Origin of the sequence: Mobiluncus curtisii subsp. curtisii ATCC 35241, assembly GCF_000146285.1 — a bacterium.
GTDB classification, from domain to species: domain Bacteria; phylum Actinomycetota; class Actinomycetes; order Actinomycetales; family Actinomycetaceae; genus Mobiluncus; species Mobiluncus curtisii.
The window spans coordinates 1,976,191-1,992,467 of the sequence record NZ_GL385912.1 but is presented as its reverse complement, the minus strand read 5'-3'; the positions used below and the strand labels follow the sequence as shown (position 1 = coordinate 1,992,467).

Here is a 16,277-nt window from a genome sequence, read left to right as displayed (position 1 = left end):
TGAGAAAACATGATTGGTGCGGTGGAACTCGGCCTGATTTATGGGCTGATGGCCTTGGGGGTGTACCTCACATTTAGAATCCTCGATTTCGCCGATTTGACGATTGACTCGAGTTTTACCACCGGAGCGGCTGCCTGTGCGGTAGTCATTCTGGGCGGGGGTAGCCCCTGGCTGGGAACTTTGGCAGGATTCGCGGTGGGACTCATCGCTGGGTTTATTACCGGTTTGCTGAACACGGCGGGGAAAATTCATCCGCTCCTGGCAGGGATTTTGACCCAGATTGGTTTGTATTCAGTGAACCTGCGTATTATGGGCAAATCCAACCTGCCGTTCCGACGTGAAGAATCACTGTTTACACCACTGCGCGAGGCGAATCTGGTGGGGACGTGGGTCAGCGTGGCGATTTTGCTGGCGGTCTTGCTGGTAGCCTGCGGGATAGTCGTGTGGTTCCTGTCCACCAATCTGGGGTTGGCTTTGCGTGCCACCGGCGATAACGAAGAAATGGCGCGTGCCCAAGGGGTGAACACAGATTTGGCTAAACTGGTCGGCTTGGCGCTGTCCAACGGCTTGGTGGCACTGTCCGGTTCCCTCATCGCCCAATATCAAGGCTTTGCGGATATTTCTATGGGTATCGGACTGATTATTGCCGGTCTAGCGTCAGTTATCATCGGCACCGCGCTCATCCCCACCGGACGTATTTGGATGGCAGTGTTGGCAGTGGTGGGCGGTTCGGTAGTGTATCGCGTCATTATTCAAGCTGCCTTGATGATTCCGGGATTCAACCCCAACGATATGAAACTGTTGAGCGCAGTCATCGTGGTGGTGTTCCTCATTGCCCCGCGGTGGAAGGGGTTTCTCTCATGGCAAAAGAACCATCCCATTGCGGAGTTCTCCGGGGTGCAGCCCTGGGATACAGCGGATGCAGAGGAACTTGACTCCGGCGATACCCGCCCGGCGGATAAACATGTTACCAAACGGACGCGACGGAAAGGACTGTGAGCCATGCTAGAACTTTCACATATTTCCAAGGCGTTTTTCCGTCACACTGTTAACGAAAAAATTGCCCTGCGTGACATCTCCCTGCAGTTGGATGAAGGCGACTTCGTGACCATCATCGGTTCTAACGGGGCGGGCAAATCGACCTTGCTGAACATCGTCTCGGGGCGCTACCGTCCGGACTTGGGACAGATACATATTGACGGCAACGATGTGACGCGCAAACCTGACTACAAAGTGGCGCGTTACGTGGGTCGCGTGTTCCAGGACCCGATGGCGGGAACCTGCCCGCACCTGACTATTGAAGAGAACTTGGCAATTGCCTGGGCACGCACGCATGGGCACGGGCTGGGACTGGGAGTAACTCCGGCACGCAAAGCACAGTTCCGCGAAGAGCTCAAGGTGCTGGAACAAGGGTTGGAAAATCGCCTAACAGCCCGCGTAGGCTTGCTCTCTGGCGGGCAGCGTCAAGCACTGTCCTTGGTGATGGCAGTGTTCACTCAACCGAAGATTTTGCTGCTCGATGAACACACGGCGGCTTTAGATCCGGCGCGTGCCGAGCTGATTACCCGCTTGACCCAGGAGCTGGTGGCGCGCCACGGGCTGACCACCCTGATGGTGACTCACAATATGGAACAGGCTCTGCACCTGGGCAACCGCCTCATCATGATGCATGAGGGCGAAATCATTATGGAACTGAGCGGGAAAGATAAGGAAAACGCGACTGTGGACGACCTGCTGGCCCAGTTCGCCAAGTTCAAGGGTGCGGCGCTATCTGACCGGACCATGCTGTCCTAAACGGGAAATCTTATCATCGGCATTGCATCTCACTGTAGATGATAGAGTGAGACCTCCCGATGCTTCTGGATAATCAAGCGATATGTCAAAAGATACGTTGGGTCAACGATGGTATTTTGTGCTCACCTAGTGTCACTAAGAAGGTTCACCAAATGTGTTACGAACATGGTACGTATTGGACTAGAATAGCGTAGAGGTTCCGACAGTATCTGCTTGAAATGGGTAGAGAATGTTCAAGAAAATTGTATTCGTAACTGTATTTAGTATCTGTATGCTACAGGCTGGGAACGTTGCAGTTGCCTACGACGGTGAGGGGGCAAATAAAAATACTGTAGATGTTGAAATGCTAAGTAATGAACTGCGTTTAGCTATTGTAGAAAATCGTCCAGTAAGTTCTATGTCAAAGCAAGAACAACTGGAATTAGCTGAATTGCTTCCTGCGGACGGGAGTGCTATAAGTTTTCAATCGGATGTGTATGGACAATTGCGTTCGGCTAAGGGAATATGTACGGCTTCAACTCAAAACATACACCTACGCACATCTATGCAAAAGAATTACATTGGAAACAAGCCAGAAACGCATTGCGATAATGTTGCAAAGTATATTCAAATGGACACTGTTATATTTCGTAAAGAATGGTATGGATGGGGGAACCCAACAGCCTATAGCAGTTACAGACGTAATGTGAAGGATTTTACTAATAAAGGAATCGCTCGGAAGTGTGTTGATCAGACTAAACACGATTGGAGGGCAATCAATAGTCATTATATCGTTGATAAATTTGGATGTAAGCATACGTTGTATAGCTCTACAACGGCGGAAGGTCTTAAGTGCAGCTGAACAGACAATCTTGCGAAACGAAGTCTGACGCGACATTCCTGACGCTTTCTCTGCTGGGGGTGCTGTTTTCAGAAATCGAAATGGAGGGGTATCTATCGGACGACGATTTTTATCAACGTTTCGCCGAGGCAGATAGTTCTTTACTTGAGGATATTTCTCGTTCGTTGACCAAGGTAGAAACGATCTCTGATGATCGAGGTATTATATTCCTCCAAAATTTTCTTGATTTATACCCCTGGGGGCGATGGAAAAAGATTTATAAACTTCCTCTGTCGCCTCAACCATTTTCAGCTCTCAATAGGGAAATATTTTCTCGGCTAGGCAAGCGCGTGCAACGCTTACTTACCGGGGAGCATGAGCAGCCAGAAATTGCCTTCTATGTGGAAGCTGTTGATGATAACGGTTTTGACACCGCAGATGCCTACTGGTGGAGTTTTGACGCAAAGCCTCCGTATCGAGTAACTCTGCCAGGGAAGTACGACGTAAATTCGCAACTCTGGCTGCCTATACTGACTGATGAATTCCAAATTATCTCTCCGGGATGGCACGCAGTAAATACGGTACGCGATAAAAGTAACCCTATTAAACTATTGGAAATTAATTCCTATAATGATTGGGTTTCGTTGTGCAACCGCTTTCCTTTAGTAAAATCAGCACCGTACCCCTTGAATGATATTAATGGTGCGCCCCAGAAATGGGTTACTGCTGACTTAGATTCGGCGCGTAATACGTATGATGCTATCAAATTGTCGATTAGAGGTTACTTTGACGCTGCCTACCGATTACAAGACCAAATCGATGGAATTCCTTGCTTACTGATGGGCTGGAATCCAGGTGCCACGATTTGGCTGCATCCGTCAGTTTCTGGGCTTCGAGAATTTGCCACGGGAGAGCCAATAAGTGTAAGCTAGTTCCTCGGCGCATCTTGAGGCGGGTTCACGCCTCCCAGTGCGCACTTGCCTGGCAAAAGTCAGGTGGAATGGAAATCCAACGGTGCGAGATTTCGCTCGTGTTGTGTTTATAAATGCGACACACCCGAAAGCGTGTACCGGTGAAGAACCAGTTAGAGAGAGGTTAGCCCATGGCGGGACAAAAAATCCGCATTCGGCTGAAGTCTTATGACCATGAGGTCATTGACTCCTCGGCAAAGAAAATTGTCGAGACGGTAACCAGTGCTGGCGCTACCGTAGTCGGACCTGTGCCCCTGCCGACCGAAAAGAACGTTTACGTTGTGATTCGGTCGCCGCACAAATACAAAGACAGCCGGGAGCAATTTGAAGTTCGCACCCACAAGCGTCTGATTGACATTATTGATCCCACGCCTTCCGCAGTTGATTCGCTGATGCGTTTGGAACTGCCGGCAGACGTGAACATCGAGATTAAGCTGTAAGGAGGACCACGATGACTGACACCATGGCCTCTGTAAAGGCATTGCTGGGGCGCAAGCTCGGCATGACCCAGGTCTGGGATGAAGACGGCAAGTTGATTCCCGTGACCGTGGTTCAGGTCGAAAAGAACGTCGTCACCCAGATTCGTACCAATGAAACCGACGGCTACGACGCTGTCCAGCTGGGCTTCGGCAAGATGGACGAACGCAAGGTCACCAAGCCGATGGCGGGTCACTTCGCCAAGGCCGGTGTGGAACCGCGTCGCCACCTCGCAGAAATCCGCACCGGTGACGCTAGCTCCTACGAGCTTGGTCAGGAACTCGGCGCGGAAGTATTCGAAGCGGGAACGCTGGTGGACGTTTCGGGAAACACCAAGGGCAAAGGCTTTGCCGGCGTGATGAAACGTCACGGTTTCCAGGGCGTATCTGCTTCTCACGGTGCGCACCGTAACCACCGCAAGCCCGGCTCTATCGGTGCTTGTGCTACCCCCGGTCGCGTGTTCAAAGGTCTGAACATGGCTGGTCGCATGGGCGGTAACCGTCGCACCATCATGAACTTGAAGGTTCAGGCTGTGGACGCGGAAAAGGGCTTGGTCGTTTTGACCGGCGCGATTCCCGGCCCTAAAGGCGGCATCGTCATGATCCGCTCTGCTGTGAAGGGAGCCTAACAATGACTGAAAACCGCAGCGTAGACATTTTTGATGGTGTCGGCAAGAAAACCGGCACTGTCGAGCTGCCCGGAGAGGTTTTCGACCTCGACTTTAACAACCCCTTGGTACACCAGGTCGTAAACGCCCAGTTGGCGGCGGCTCGTCAGGGGACTCACGCCACCAAGACTCGTGGTGACGTTTCCGGCGGCGGCAAGAAGCCGTGGCGTCAAAAGGGTACCGGTCGGGCTCGTCAGGGCTCTATTCGCGCCCCGCAGTTCGCTGGTGGCGGCACCGTACACGGTCCGCAGCCTCGTGACTACTCCCAGAACACCCCGAAAAAGATGAAAGCCGCCGCTTTGCGCCAGGCTTTATCCGATCGGGCTCGTGCTGGGCGTATCCACGTGCTGAGCGATTTCGGCGTCAAGGAAACCCCGTCCACCAAGGCTGCGAAGGCAGCTTTGCAGGGGGTAGTCGATAATCGTCGCGCCCTGATTGTGTTGACCCCGGAAGTTGATGACGTCGTGGCATTGAGCGTGAATAACCTCAGCGAACACCACGCTCTGTTCGTCGGCGAGCTGAACACCTATGACGTGTTGGCTAACGACGATGTGGTGTTCTCGGCAACGGCGTTGGACTCCTTCCTCGGGAAAGGAGAAAACAAGTGAGCCTGGAAAAGACTAAGAACCCGCACGACGTGATTATTAAGCCCGTCGTCAGCGAAAAAGCCTACAACTTGATTGACCACGGTCAGTACACCTTCGTGGTGGCTCCCAACGCAAACAAAGTTGAAATCAAGCTGGCTATCGAAGAAATCTTTAAGGTAAAGGTTGCTTCTGTCAACACCCAGAACCGTGAGGGCAAGCGCGTGCGCACCCGTACTGGCTGGGGCAAGCGTAACGACACCAAGCGCGCCATCGTCACCCTCAAAGAGGGCTCGATTGACGTCTTTGGGATGCAGGCCTAAGGGGGATAACTCATGGGAATTCGTAAGTACAAGCCAACTACTCCGGGGCGTCGCGGTTCTTCCGTGTCAGATTTCGCGGAAATCACGCGCGATCATCCGGAAAAGTCCCTGGTTCGTCCGCTGCACAAGACCGGTGGGCGCAACAATAAAGGTCGGGTTACCTCGCGTCGTCGCGGTGGCGGTCACAAGCGCCAGTACCGTCTGATTGACTTCCGTCGTCACGACAAGGACGGCATTCCCGCCAAGGTGGCTCATATTGAATACGATCCGAACCGTTCGGCTCGCATCGCTCTGTTGCACTATGCCGATGGTGAGAAGCGCTACATCTTGGCTCCGTCCAAGTTGAAGCAGGGTGATTCTATCGAACAGGGACCCACCGCGGATATCAAGCCTGGCAACAATCTGCCGCTTAAGAACATCCCGCTGGGTACCACGATTCATGCGGTAGAGATGCGTCCGGGCGGCGGCGCCAAGATTGCCCGTTCCGCCGGCGTTTCTGTTCAGCTGGTCGCTAAAGAGGGTCGTTTTGCGCAGTTGCGGATGCCGTCTGGTGAAATCCGCAACGTGGATGCCCGTTGCCGCGCCACTATTGGTGAAGTCGGCAACTCCGATCATTCCAACATCGACTTGGGCAAGGCTGGTCGCTCCCGTTGGCTGGGACGCCGTCCGAAGGTCCGCGGTGTGGTAATGAACCCGGTTGATCACCCGCATGGTGGTGGCGAAGGTCGCACTTCCGGTGGTCGTCACCCGGTGAGCCCCTGGGGTAAGCCTGAGGGTCGTACTCGTAGCAAGAAGAAGGCGTCGAATCAGTACATTGTCCGTCGCCGTAAGACTGGCAAGAATCGCTGATAGGGGAGTTTGTTTATGCCACGCAGTTTGAAGAAAGGCCCCTTTGTTGATGCACACCTTCAAAAGAAGGTGGACGCACAAAACGAGGCCAACACGAAGAACGTTATTAAGACTTGGTCGCGTCGTTCGATGATTACCCCAGATTTCCTGGGTCACACCATCGCGGTGCACGACGGTCGCAAGCACGTGCCGGTGTTCATCACTGAGTCCATGGTCGGTCACAAGTTGGGCGAATTCGCTCCGACTCGTACTTTCCGTGGTCATGACAAGGATGACAAGAAAGGTCGCCGCTAAAGCGGGGGAGGGATAGAACATGAAAGCAATTGCTCATACCCGCTATGTGCGCGTGACTCCGCAAAAGGCTCGTCGCATCATGAATGAAGTGCGCGGAATGGAAGCCAACAAGGCACTTGACCTGCTGAAGTTTGCTCCGCAAAAACCTGCCTTGCCGATTCGCAAGACATTGGTTTCCGCCTTGGCTAATGCCGAACAAGCAGCCCGCAACGCTGGTACGTCTTTTAACTCTGATGAGATGTACGTCGTCGAGGCCTATGTCAACGACGGTCCCACCATGAAGCGTTTTCGGGCACGGGCGCAGGGTCGCGGGGCGCGTATCTTGAAGCGTACTTCTCACCTCACGATCGTGGTGGGAGATGCCGAAGACAAGAAGGAACTTGCTGCTCCTTACTTGCCGTCCCAGCGTCGCCCAGAAGCTGACCGGATTTCAGCGTCCGCCGCAAAGAAGGCTGCCGCGGAAGCTGTCACGAAAAAGGCAGCCAAGCCGGTAGAGACGCCGGAAGAATCGACGCCTAAGACCGATAGCGCTGCCAAGAAGGCTCCTGCTAAGAAGTCTGCCGCGACGAAGTCCACGACCAAGTCGAGCACGTCGAAGTCTGCCACGTCCAAGGCGGCGACTACCAAGTCTGCCAAAGCCAAGTCGAGCAGCAGCAAGTCCACGGCTACCAAGAGCGCAACGACGAAAAAGCCCGCTGCAAAAAGCACTGAGAAGGGAGCTGAGTAAATAATGGGTCAGAAAGTACATCCCACTGGTTTCCGTCTGGGCGTAACCGCGGAACACCGTTCCCGTTGGTTTGCCGACTCCACCAAGTCCGGTCAGCGTTACCGTGACTTCGTGAAAGAAGACGTCGAGATTCGTCGTCTCATGCAAGACAAGCTGGAACGCGCTGGTATTTCCAAGGTCGAAATCGAACGGACTCGCGATCGTGTGTCTGTCGATTTGTACACAGCTCGTCCCGGTATCGTTATCGGACGCCGTGGCGCAGAAGCGGATCGCTTGCGCGCTCAGCTGGAAAAGCTGACGGGCAAGCAGGTGCAGTTGAACATCCGCGAGGTGAAGAACCCTGATTTGGATGCGCAGCTGGTCGCACAGTCTATTGCGGAACAGCTCAGTGCTCGTGTCTCTTTCCGTCGCGCTATGCGTAAAGGAATGCAGTCCGCTCAGCGCGGCGGTGCTAAGGGTATCCGCGTGCAGTGCTCCGGTCGCTTGGGCGGTGCTGAAATGTCCCGCTCCGAGTTCTACCGGGAAGGTCGCGTCCCCCTGCACACCCTGCGTGCCAACATCGATTACGGCTTCTACGAAGCCCGCACCACTTTTGGGCGTATCGGCGTAAAGGTCTGGATCTACAAGGGCGACATGACCGAAACGGAATGGAACCGGATGCAGGCTGAACAGGCTGGTCGCACCGGTCGTCGCAACGACCGTCACGCCGGGAATCGCCGTCCTCGTGCGGACCGTCCTGCTGACAACGCGCCCAGCGAAAACGTAAATGAAACCCCCGAAGCCGCGACTGTCGCCGCCGGGGCAACCACAGAAACGGAGGCATAAGCAATGCTGATTCCTCGTCGTACTAAGTGGCGTCGCCAGCACCGTCCCGGTCGCCGTGGCTACGCTAAGGGAGGCACCGAGATTGCTTTTGGCGATTTTGGTATCCAAGCCCTGGAAAGTGCCTATCTGACTAACCGTCAGATTGAAGCGGCTCGTATTGCCGTGACCCGTCACGTCAAGCGTGGTGGCAAGATTTGGATTAATATTTTCCCGGATCGTCCGCTAACCAAGAAACCTGCCGAAACTCGTATGGGTTCAGGTAAAGGTTCCCCAGAATGGTGGGTCGCTCCGGTGAAGCCCGGTCGAGTACTGTTCGAAATCGCCGGTGTCAGTGAGGAACTGGCCCGCGAAGCACTGTCTCGCGCCCAGCACAAACTGCCCATCAAGACCCGTTTTGTATCCCGAGAGGGTGGTGAATGAACATGATAGGTTCCAAAGGACTGGCTCCTAACGATTTGGATGCCATGGACAACGAGCAGCTCGCGATGAAGCTGAAGGACGCGAAGCAGGAGCTTTTCAACTTGCGCTTTGCCCAAGCTACCGGTCAGCTCGAAGACCACGGTCGCATCAAAGCGGTTCGCCGTGATGTCGCCCGCATCTACACCATTTACCGCGAGCGGGAACTCGGCATTCGTACCGAGCCCAGCGTTAAGGAGTAATCAATGGCAGACGAAACTATGACCACCGAAACGACCGAACGCAATCACCGTAAGGTGCGCCGCGGCTACGTGGTGTCCGATCGCATGGAAAAGACCATCGTGGTTCAGCTCGAAGACCGCGTGAAGCACCCGCTTTACGGCAAGGTCATGCGTAAGACCAAGAAGGTTACGGTTCATGATGAGCAGAATCTCGCCGGTATTGGCGACTTGGTCGTCATCATGGAAACGCGCCCGCTGTCCAAGACTAAGCATTGGCGCCTCGTGGAGATTGCCGAAAAGGCTAAGTAATTCTCCACAACTAAAACTCGGTTGAGGTCTTTAATGAGACCTTTCAATCTGGATAAAGGACGCGGCCCGGATACATTATGTGTCTGGGCTGCGTCCTTATTTACGCCGCAGTGGTCTGCCTAGGAGTTGAGATTGTGATGCAAGTCATCGTCTCGCAGGTCTCGTCCGCTTAGAATAAAGACGTGATAGCATTACCGTCTTTAACTGATTTGAAAAATTCGCGCAGCCTGAAATGGAGCGCCCATCCTGGAGCCTTAGGGATGTGGGTCGCGGAAATGGACTTTGGGATTGCCCCAGGAGTTCGAGCAACTTTGCAGTCTGCCCTTGATGACACGGTTACCGGTTATCCTCCGGTAGGTCTTTCTCAGCAGGTTGGTCAGGCATTGCGCGAGTTCTATGCGGATGAGTTTGGCTGGACTATTCAGCCCGATGCGGTCGGTGTGGCAGCCGATGTTTTGTCAGTGCTGCAAGCCGTGGTGAGCATCCTTCCTCCCCAGGCTCCGGTAGTCGTGCCGACCCCGGCATACATGCCATTTCTGACTTTGCCCCAGGATCAGGGTCACGAAGTTATCCAAGTTGCGTCTATCTATGATGCGGCTACAGGTAAATACCAGCTGAATTTGGAGGGTATATCGCAGGCTTTCGCTACGGCGGAAAGCGGCGGGCTGCTGGTCCTGTGTAATCCGTGGAATCCCGTGGGGAAATGTGTCAACTCTGACGAAATGTCCGGGTTGTGCGCTATCTTGGAACGAAATCCCCACGTTTTAGTGTTCTCGGATGAGATTCATTCTCCGCTGGTCTTGGACGGGAAGCTTCATCCTTTTGCCAATTATTCCGATTTGGCAGCCTCCCGAACTGTGACTGCATCCGCCGCCTCAAAAGGGTGGAACATCCCTGGTTTGCACTGCGCACAATGGATCATTCCTGATGAATCGCTGCGGAAACGTTTACGTACCCCACTGCAGGTCTTTGCCTCGGGCGCGACCCCGTGGGGAATGCTGGCTACGATTAGCGCTTTCCGTGACTGTCGCAATTGGCTGGGGGAAGTCAAGGCTCAGATTGTTGAGAATCGGGAACTTGTCCGCAACTGGCTGACCAATCACGGCGAGCACTTCCGGGTGTTTCTCCCGGAGGCAACTTATCTGTCCTGGTGGGAAACCGATGGAATTCTCGGAGATTGTCCCGCCCGGACTCTGCAGGAGCGCGGTCTAATTGTTAACGACGGTGCGGATTTGGGTACGGGCTTTGAAAAAGCTTTCCGTTTGAACCTGGCGACTACCCCCGAAGTGCTGCACGCGGCTTTGGACCTCATTGGAGCGCGTGGTTAGACCCGGCGGAGCCAGTTCCGGTGAGTTCGTTGTCACGATACGATACTGGCTGCATTAATATCGCCGAGAAAGACTTTAAAAACACTTGGTGGGACCTCACCCGCAGGTAAGGTCCCACCAAAAGGATTAGTTATGAAATTGGGCAGTTTTAGATTGCACTGAAGAGGGGCATTAGTCCCGCGCTCATATCGCTCATATCGTTCGTATCGTTAGCCATTACCATGAACGCCATCCCTCCTACGATTATCATGGACATTGAGATAGCAAAGCTAACGATTCCTATAATTGTGAGCACCATCGCGACAAGTGTCCACACTTTTAGTCTAGAGGTTGGCTCCATATTCTGTTCTAACATCTCTTTTTTCGCCTTGCTGCCCAGATACCAAGCGATAGGCGAAGTAACCCAAAAGAATATGCCGATAATAGCCAGTACCATCACGGTCTGTTCTTGGGGATGCTCATAAGGGCGGGCTAATTGACCGGGCATGGGCTGTCCCGTTGGCTGCCCCAGAGGTTGTCCAGGCATCGGTTGCTGCCCCATCGGCTGACCGGGTTGAAAACCGGGAACCTGACCGGGATTGCCTGGTGGGGACTGATAAGGATTGGACATACTTCCTCCTACAAAATAAGTAAAAACACCAGGTCAAATTTATCAGGAACGGTTCGCATAGCGCTACCGTTTAGGGGATGGCTTTGTACGTCTAGTGCATTCCTTATACAGGAGAATTTTAAAAAGGTGCACGACCACTGAATTTGTTTTTCACATGGATACCCAATATTTTCTTGCCTTCTATCGGTCCTTGTTGACTGTTGGCATATTCATTCAACCTATTGAAATTGGCTTGGCAGCGCCAGAAATTGCCCCTTACACAAGAGACTCCAATCGCTTTATTTGTTATGTTAGGCTAACCTAAGTAAGCTAGCGGATTTAAGGTGCGTGCGACAACAGAGATGAGGGAGATGTATGCCTAACGGTGAGATTCTCAAATTGGGACGTGCAGGATGGATTCCTATGTGTGCCGCGTCTCTTTTCGGGTTACTTCACTCAGCAGTGACTCTTAGCCTTGCCTGGGTTATGTCAAGAATTTTTGCCACCCTTTATTCTGGTGAGTATTCACATCTGGTCGTGTTGCTGGGTGTTCTTGCAGTACTGCTACTGGTGCGCCCTGCGATTGCGCTGGGCAAGGAACTTCTTGTAAGTTTGATTGGCAAGACCGTCAAAATAGATGTCAGGCTCAAGCTGCTCCAACACTTGAATAACATTGGACCTTTTGGCTTATCATCCAAGCGCACTGGAGAAGCTGAAGCATTAGTCACGGACGGTGTTGAACTTCTCGAAGATTACTATGGCAGGTATATTCCCCAAATCGCTGTCACTGTGGTGACAGCGATTACAGTGCTCATTTTGCTGTTTCAGCTGGATTCACTTGTGGCATTCATCGGTGCAATTGTGGTAGTCCTGACACCGACTCTTCCAAAAGCGTGGAACAAGGTGCTTACCCGCCGGGGATACCGACATTGGGAACAATATTCCCAGATGAATGCGGAAGTAGTTGATGCCATGCAGGGCATGACGACGCTGCAACTTTTTAACGGGGTCGAAGAACGGCGTGAAAAAATCGTTTTCACCAGTCAGCAGCTTTTGTCAACAACTCTTTCGCAGATGCGTATCTCGCTGCTTGAGTCAGCGCTGTCGTCTTGGGTTGTGTATGGCGGTCCGGTGATGGTTCTCGCGCTCGGTGTCCGCCAAGCAGCACAAGGAAACATAGCTGTAGACTCTCTGTTCTGGTGCATGTTCTTAGGCGTAGAACTATTCCGTCCTTTCCAAGATCTCAGCGTCAATTGGCATGCCGGCTACCATGGCTATTCAACGGCGCAGAAGGCGCTTAGCTTACTAAAGGCTCCGACTCCTGATGACTCCAGTCTGCCCCAAGAGCACCGACCGCGCACTACAGAAATCCAATTTAATGACGTTTCCTATCGGTACTCTTCAGCGCTACAAGACGCAGTCAGCGACATTAACTTGGAAATACCGGAAGGCGAAACCCTCGGACTAGTAGGGCAATCTGGTTGTGGAAAATCCACAATGCTTGGTCTGTTGCTACGCTTTGGCGATCCCAACAGGGGGAACATTCGCATAGGAGGAGTTGATTTACGAGCACTTTCACGTGACGATAGGTGCTCTTTGATTACGCTTGTGCCACAAGAGCCTGTAATTTTTGATGGCACCATCGCAGACAATTTACGTGCCTGCGCGCCGAATGCCCCGGATGAGCTTCTTAAATCCTTGTGTCTGTCGCTAGGTTTGGAAGATATCGCCCCAATAGACACTTTGCTGGACTTCAGAGTGGATGAGCGTGGTAGCGGTGTTTCTGGTGGTCAGCGCCAACGGGTGGCAATTGCTCGTGCTTTGCTTAGAGAAACGCCTATTTTGTTGCTGGATGAAGCAACCTCGGCTCTCGATGCAGAGACAGAACGATTGACTTGGCGTGCCATTGATAATCATCGCAATAAATTAGCCTCTAAAGGTCGCTCGTTGACGATTATCTCGTCTGCTCATCGTTTGGAATCAGTTCGCGCTGCAGACAGAATCGTAGTTCTTTCTGCGGGAAAAATTGTGGAAATCGGTAATCATGACAGTCTCATGCACCAAGGAGGCACTTACGCAATGTTGGTTGCTACGTCCGAAGAATTGGTGCAATCATGAAACAAATTTTGTATAGAGACGCATTCGGACCAATTCTTCGACTGCTGCCAGGGCTATCACGTTACAAAAAACATGAAGCGCTTATTTTTGTTATGTTATTAATTCATCGCATTTGCGTTACGGCAATCAACGTTATGAGTGCTGCATTAGTGTCGCGCATTCTAATACTTAGAGAAGTCGATCAGCTGGCTTGCTGGATGTTGATTTCATTGGGGTTGCTGGTTCTCTCCGTGGGACTGAGTTGGTGGCTCGATATGTGGTTTGCTCATGTCTATAGCTACAAAATCATCGCAGATCTTCGCGTCGATTTGTTTGATGCAATCAACCGTATTAGTCCCGCAGGGCTACGTCACAGAAAAACTGGCGACGTTGCCGCCGCGGCTATGTCAGATGTAGAAATTACCGAGTGGTTCTATGCCCACACTGTGATTGATTTTCTGGCTACACATGTGGCTAATTTAATCTTTACCATTGCAATGATTATTCTCGTGGGACCGTCAGGTCTTATCTTGCTGGTTGTTACTACTTTGATTTTGCTGGTTCCGATTCTCACTTTAACATTGCAGACCAAGCAAGGAGACAACATTCGGCGTAGTCTTGCAAATCAAAAAGGGCGCTGCTTGGAGATGATTCAAGGTTCTCGCGAAATCATGAGTCTCGGTCTGGCTAATCTCCAGTTAGATGCTATTCGTGACTCTACTTTGGAAGTCCAACGTCATAAGCGCAGTTACTTGATTCGGTCTGGTATAGAAATCGCGGTATCCCAGCTAATGATTTCTGCTGCCACTATTGGTGCCTTGGCATGGCTGCTGGGGTTGATGCATTCTGGGAAAGTTAACCTCGCCTCTATCCCTCCAGCCATGATGTTGCTAAGTGCGTCGTGTATTGCTGCTCTCAGCATCTCTTCGATGCTCCGCAAACTCGGCGAAGTTTCTGGGGCAACCAGCCGATATTTTGAGCTAATTGATAAACCTCGACAGGTCCATGATCATGGGAATACGGCAGAATTTACTGACGGCTTGCTGAGTTTGGAATTTAGAGATGTATGCTTTCAATACGATCAAGCTAAGGTAATAAATGATTTCAGCTTGCTCATTCCCGCAGGCTCGTCAGTGGCGCTGGTAGGGCGCACGGGTGCCGGAAAATCTACATTAGCTGCGTTGGTCGTTCGGTTATATGAACCACAATCCGGAGAAATTTATATTGACGGCAAGAGAATAGATTCAATTCCTCTGAAGCAGCTGAGACAGCTGGTAACGCTTGTTCCGCAGCACCCCTACATTTTCAGAGGTACTATTCGCGACAATTTGCTCATGGCTAAACCCAGCGCTTCGGAGGATGAACTATGGCAATCGCTTAAAATTGCCCAAATTATGGACACTATACGGAATCTGCCCAAACAATTAGACACTGTAATTGGAGAACGAGGCGCAACGCTTTCAGGGGGTCAGCGTCAGCGCCTCAGTCTAGCTCAGGCGTTCCTGCGTAATTCGTCTATTGTTATTTTTGATGAATCTGTATCCAATCTTGATCCGAAACTCGAGCAAGAACTAATTGAGGCAAGCAGATTTATCTATGAAGGGCGCACCACGATAACCATAGCCCATCGTCTTTCCACGATTAAATCAGCTGACTGTGTGGCTTTTCTCCATGAAGGTAAGTTAGCTGCTTTTGGTCCCCATAGTGAATTAATTCAGCATTGTGAACCATATCGAGAGTTTGTAGCGCCTACTTCTGCGTAGGTTCACGAATAGCAGATATTGATTGGGCATTTTTGTCACCTGTTTATTAAGGGAAGTAACACCACCCCATGAAGGAACTGTAACTGTATATTTCGGGCGGAGCTGCAGATGGCAAGTGGATTCGGGCAATTGTTCAAGTAAGTGTTGGCATGGTAGTCTACACCCTAAGGGTAGGCTAACCTAACAGAAAGTTAAGTCATTGAATAGGCGTGCGAGAATTTGGACTGCGACTCTGGGAGCTCTGACTATTGTTTCTGTCGTTCTTGCCATAGGGGTAGGTCCGGCTTCTGTTAGCCCCGCGGCTACTCTCGACGTTATATTGTGTAAGCTCTCGGGAAACTGTGCGGGTGTTCCTCAACGCGACCTGGTTATTGTCTGGGATATACGAGCACCACGGGTAGTTCTGGCTGGCTTGGTGGGGATGGGGCTCTCGATTTCTGGAGCTGTAATCCAATCAGTGGTTAGAAATATCCTGGCTGATCCGTACTTGCTCGGAATTGCCTCTGGGGCATCAACCGGGGCTGCAACTGTAATGGTGTTTGGGGCAGTTGGAATATTCGGGTTAACTCTGGGAGCCTTTGCTGGGGCGCTCATTTCAATTTGCGCTGTCTTTCTTTTAACTACCGTAGGTGGCGTTCTGACCGCGGAGAGGGTTGTGTTCGCTGGCATAGCCGTAGGTCTATTCATGAGTGCGCTAACAAATTTAGTGGTATTTTTCTACGGTTCGCAGGCTTCAGCTCACGCGGTAATGTTCTGGATGCTAGGTTCATTGGCCTTAGCGAGTTGGAATCAGTTACCTATACCTGTTGTCATCACGTTGCTTACTATTGCTATATGCGTTTCGCAAGGTCCACGTCTTGATGCAATTTCACTGAGCGATGATACAGCCAGAGCATTGGGATTCAATCCACAAACCTTGCGATACGTAACGATAACGGTGATAGCGGGATGCGTTGCATCGTTGGTAGCAATCTCTGGAGCTATTGGATTCGTAGGGTTAGTCGTTCCGCATATCGCGCGGCATCTTGTCGGTGCTACTAGTCGCAGTGTAGTTCCCACCGCAGGAACGCTGGGGGCGCTTCTTCTTATATGGGCTGACGCAGTAGGACGGGTCGTATTTGCTCCTCGAGAATTACCGATAGGCGTAATTACAGCATTGGCAGGTACGCCATTACTCATGCTTTTAATCAGGAAACAGTACAAATTCTCATAGACATACAGA

Annotated in this window: 20 protein-coding genes; 19 read left to right on the top strand and 1 reads right to left on the bottom strand. The window is 51.9% G+C overall.

From position 1 onward, the window contains the following. The first annotated feature begins 9 nt into the window (after positions 1-9). From HMPREF0574_RS08585 to HMPREF0574_RS08510, 16 genes are all read left to right on the top strand, one after another. A complete protein-coding gene (locus tag HMPREF0574_RS08585) occupies positions 10-999 on the top strand; it encodes an ABC transporter permease (protein ID WP_004008355.1) in 990 nt (329 codons plus the stop codon). A 3-nt stretch (positions 1,000-1,002) separates the two neighbouring features. Further along, positions 1,003-1,794: an ABC transporter ATP-binding protein gene (locus tag HMPREF0574_RS08580; protein ID WP_004008354.1), complete on the top strand. Its 792-nt coding sequence runs from the start codon at positions 1,003-1,005 to the stop codon at positions 1,792-1,794. Between the two features lie 229 nt (positions 1,795-2,023). Then, the gene (locus tag HMPREF0574_RS08575) at positions 2,024-2,635 is read left to right on the top strand and encodes a hypothetical protein (protein ID WP_004008353.1); all 612 of its coding nucleotides are present in this window, start codon (positions 2,024-2,026) and stop codon (positions 2,633-2,635) included. Further along, the gene (locus tag HMPREF0574_RS08570; RefSeq protein ID WP_004008352.1) at positions 2,626-3,546 is read left to right on the top strand and encodes a hypothetical protein; all 921 of its coding nucleotides are present in this window, start codon (positions 2,626-2,628) and stop codon (positions 3,544-3,546) included. The genes HMPREF0574_RS08575 and HMPREF0574_RS08570 overlap by 10 nt, the downstream gene beginning before the upstream one ends. A gap of 170 nt (positions 3,547-3,716) precedes the next feature. Beyond that, positions 3,717-4,025 carry a 30S ribosomal protein S10 gene (gene rpsJ, locus HMPREF0574_RS08565; protein WP_004008351.1) on the top strand — a complete coding sequence of 103 codons (309 nt, stop codon included), beginning with the start codon at positions 3,717-3,719 and terminating at the stop codon, positions 4,023-4,025. Between the two features lie 11 nt (positions 4,026-4,036). Next, complete coding sequence (gene rplC, locus HMPREF0574_RS08560) at positions 4,037-4,690, top strand: 50S ribosomal protein L3 (RefSeq protein ID WP_004008350.1); 654 nt, start codon at positions 4,037-4,039, stop codon at positions 4,688-4,690. Positions 4,691-4,692: 2 nt separating this feature from the next. Then, positions 4,693-5,337: a 50S ribosomal protein L4 gene (rplD, locus tag HMPREF0574_RS08555; protein ID WP_004008349.1), complete on the top strand. Its 645-nt coding sequence runs from the start codon at positions 4,693-4,695 to the stop codon at positions 5,335-5,337. Then, positions 5,334-5,636: a 50S ribosomal protein L23 gene (gene rplW, locus HMPREF0574_RS08550; RefSeq protein WP_004008348.1), complete on the top strand. Its 303-nt coding sequence runs from the start codon at positions 5,334-5,336 to the stop codon at positions 5,634-5,636. The genes rplD and rplW overlap by 4 nt, the downstream gene beginning before the upstream one ends. 12 nt (positions 5,637-5,648) lie before the next feature. Further along, entirely contained in the window at positions 5,649-6,485 is an 837-nt protein-coding gene (gene rplB / locus HMPREF0574_RS08545; protein ID WP_004008347.1) for a 50S ribosomal protein L2, read from the top strand. Positions 6,486-6,500: 15 nt separating this feature from the next. Continuing rightward, on the top strand, positions 6,501-6,779 hold the full coding sequence (gene rpsS / locus HMPREF0574_RS08540; protein ID WP_004008346.1) for a 30S ribosomal protein S19: 279 nt from the start codon (positions 6,501-6,503) through the stop codon (positions 6,777-6,779). A gap of 19 nt (positions 6,780-6,798) precedes the next feature. Continuing rightward, entirely contained in the window at positions 6,799-7,506 is a 708-nt protein-coding gene (rplV, locus tag HMPREF0574_RS08535; RefSeq protein WP_004008345.1) for a 50S ribosomal protein L22, read from the top strand. Positions 7,507-7,509: 3 nt separating this feature from the next. Further along, the gene (rpsC, locus tag HMPREF0574_RS08530) at positions 7,510-8,331 is read left to right on the top strand and encodes a 30S ribosomal protein S3 (protein ID WP_004008344.1); all 822 of its coding nucleotides are present in this window, start codon (positions 7,510-7,512) and stop codon (positions 8,329-8,331) included. A gap of 3 nt (positions 8,332-8,334) precedes the next feature. Then, positions 8,335-8,751: a 50S ribosomal protein L16 gene (rplP, locus tag HMPREF0574_RS08525; protein WP_004008343.1), complete on the top strand. Its 417-nt coding sequence runs from the start codon at positions 8,335-8,337 to the stop codon at positions 8,749-8,751. Further along, positions 8,748-8,990 (top strand): 50S ribosomal protein L29, encoded by a 243-nt coding sequence (rpmC, locus tag HMPREF0574_RS08520; protein WP_004008342.1) that lies wholly within the window; start codon positions 8,748-8,750, stop codon positions 8,988-8,990. The genes rplP and rpmC overlap by 4 nt, the downstream gene beginning before the upstream one ends. Positions 8,991-8,993: 3 nt before the next feature. After that, on the top strand, positions 8,994-9,278 hold the full coding sequence (gene rpsQ, locus HMPREF0574_RS08515; protein WP_004008341.1) for a 30S ribosomal protein S17: 285 nt from the start codon (positions 8,994-8,996) through the stop codon (positions 9,276-9,278). A gap of 182 nt (positions 9,279-9,460) precedes the next feature. Then, positions 9,461-10,606: a MalY/PatB family protein gene (locus HMPREF0574_RS08510; protein ID WP_236585934.1), complete on the top strand. Its 1,146-nt coding sequence runs from the start codon at positions 9,461-9,463 to the stop codon at positions 10,604-10,606. 148 nt (positions 10,607-10,754) lie between these two features. On the opposite strand, the gene HMPREF0574_RS08505 is transcribed toward HMPREF0574_RS08510, so the two are convergent. After that, the gene (locus tag HMPREF0574_RS08505; RefSeq protein WP_236585933.1) at positions 10,755-11,216 is read right to left on the bottom strand and encodes a hypothetical protein; all 462 of its coding nucleotides are present in this window, start codon (positions 11,214-11,216) and stop codon (positions 10,755-10,757) included. Between the two features lie 354 nt (positions 11,217-11,570). Here HMPREF0574_RS08505 and HMPREF0574_RS08500 point away from each other — a divergent pair, with 354 nt between their 5' ends. The 3 genes from HMPREF0574_RS08500 (at position 11,571) to HMPREF0574_RS08490 (ending at position 16,268) form a co-directional block, all read left to right on the top strand. Continuing rightward, positions 11,571-13,313: an ABC transporter ATP-binding protein/permease gene (locus tag HMPREF0574_RS08500; protein ID WP_004008338.1), complete on the top strand. Its 1,743-nt coding sequence runs from the start codon at positions 11,571-11,573 to the stop codon at positions 13,311-13,313. Then, positions 13,310-15,055 (top strand): ABC transporter ATP-binding protein, encoded by a 1,746-nt coding sequence (locus HMPREF0574_RS08495; RefSeq protein WP_036324988.1) that lies wholly within the window; start codon positions 13,310-13,312, stop codon positions 15,053-15,055. The genes HMPREF0574_RS08500 and HMPREF0574_RS08495 overlap by 4 nt, the downstream gene beginning before the upstream one ends. A gap of 199 nt (positions 15,056-15,254) precedes the next feature. Continuing rightward, positions 15,255-16,268 (top strand): FecCD family ABC transporter permease, encoded by a 1,014-nt coding sequence (locus HMPREF0574_RS08490; RefSeq protein ID WP_004008336.1) that lies wholly within the window; start codon positions 15,255-15,257, stop codon positions 16,266-16,268. The last annotated feature ends 9 nt before the right edge of the window (positions 16,269-16,277 follow it).

Excerpts from the sequence above, each read along its gene's own strand:
- HMPREF0574_RS08505 (WP_236585933.1), bottom strand. The coding sequence starts at position 11,216 with ATGTCCAATCCTTATCAGTCCCCACCAGGCAATCCCGGTCAGGTTCCC.
- rpmC (WP_004008342.1), top strand. The coding sequence starts at position 8,748 with ATGAACATGATAGGTTCCAAAGGACTGGCTCCTAACGATTTGGATGCC.
- rpsS (WP_004008346.1), top strand. The coding sequence starts at position 6,501 with ATGCCACGCAGTTTGAAGAAAGGCCCCTTTGTTGATGCACACCTTCAA.
- rplC (WP_004008350.1), top strand. The coding sequence starts at position 4,037 with ATGACTGACACCATGGCCTCTGTAAAGGCATTGCTGGGGCGCAAGCTC.
- HMPREF0574_RS08585 (WP_004008355.1), top strand. The coding sequence starts at position 10 with ATGATTGGTGCGGTGGAACTCGGCCTGATTTATGGGCTGATGGCCTTG.
- rpsC (WP_004008344.1), top strand. The coding sequence starts at position 7,510 with ATGGGTCAGAAAGTACATCCCACTGGTTTCCGTCTGGGCGTAACCGCG.
- rplV (WP_004008345.1), top strand. The coding sequence starts at position 6,799 with ATGAAAGCAATTGCTCATACCCGCTATGTGCGCGTGACTCCGCAAAAG.
- rplD (WP_004008349.1), top strand. The coding sequence starts at position 4,693 with ATGACTGAAAACCGCAGCGTAGACATTTTTGATGGTGTCGGCAAGAAA.
- HMPREF0574_RS08575 (WP_004008353.1), top strand. The coding sequence starts at position 2,024 with ATGTTCAAGAAAATTGTATTCGTAACTGTATTTAGTATCTGTATGCTA.
- rpsQ (WP_004008341.1), top strand. The coding sequence starts at position 8,994 with ATGGCAGACGAAACTATGACCACCGAAACGACCGAACGCAATCACCGT.
- HMPREF0574_RS08495 (WP_036324988.1), top strand. The coding sequence starts at position 13,310 with ATGAAACAAATTTTGTATAGAGACGCATTCGGACCAATTCTTCGACTG.
- HMPREF0574_RS08580 (WP_004008354.1), top strand. The coding sequence starts at position 1,003 with ATGCTAGAACTTTCACATATTTCCAAGGCGTTTTTCCGTCACACTGTT.
- HMPREF0574_RS08500 (WP_004008338.1), top strand. The coding sequence starts at position 11,571 with ATGCCTAACGGTGAGATTCTCAAATTGGGACGTGCAGGATGGATTCCT.
- rpsJ (WP_004008351.1), top strand. The coding sequence starts at position 3,717 with ATGGCGGGACAAAAAATCCGCATTCGGCTGAAGTCTTATGACCATGAG.
- rplB (WP_004008347.1), top strand. The coding sequence starts at position 5,649 with ATGGGAATTCGTAAGTACAAGCCAACTACTCCGGGGCGTCGCGGTTCT.
- rplP (WP_004008343.1), top strand. The coding sequence starts at position 8,335 with ATGCTGATTCCTCGTCGTACTAAGTGGCGTCGCCAGCACCGTCCCGGT.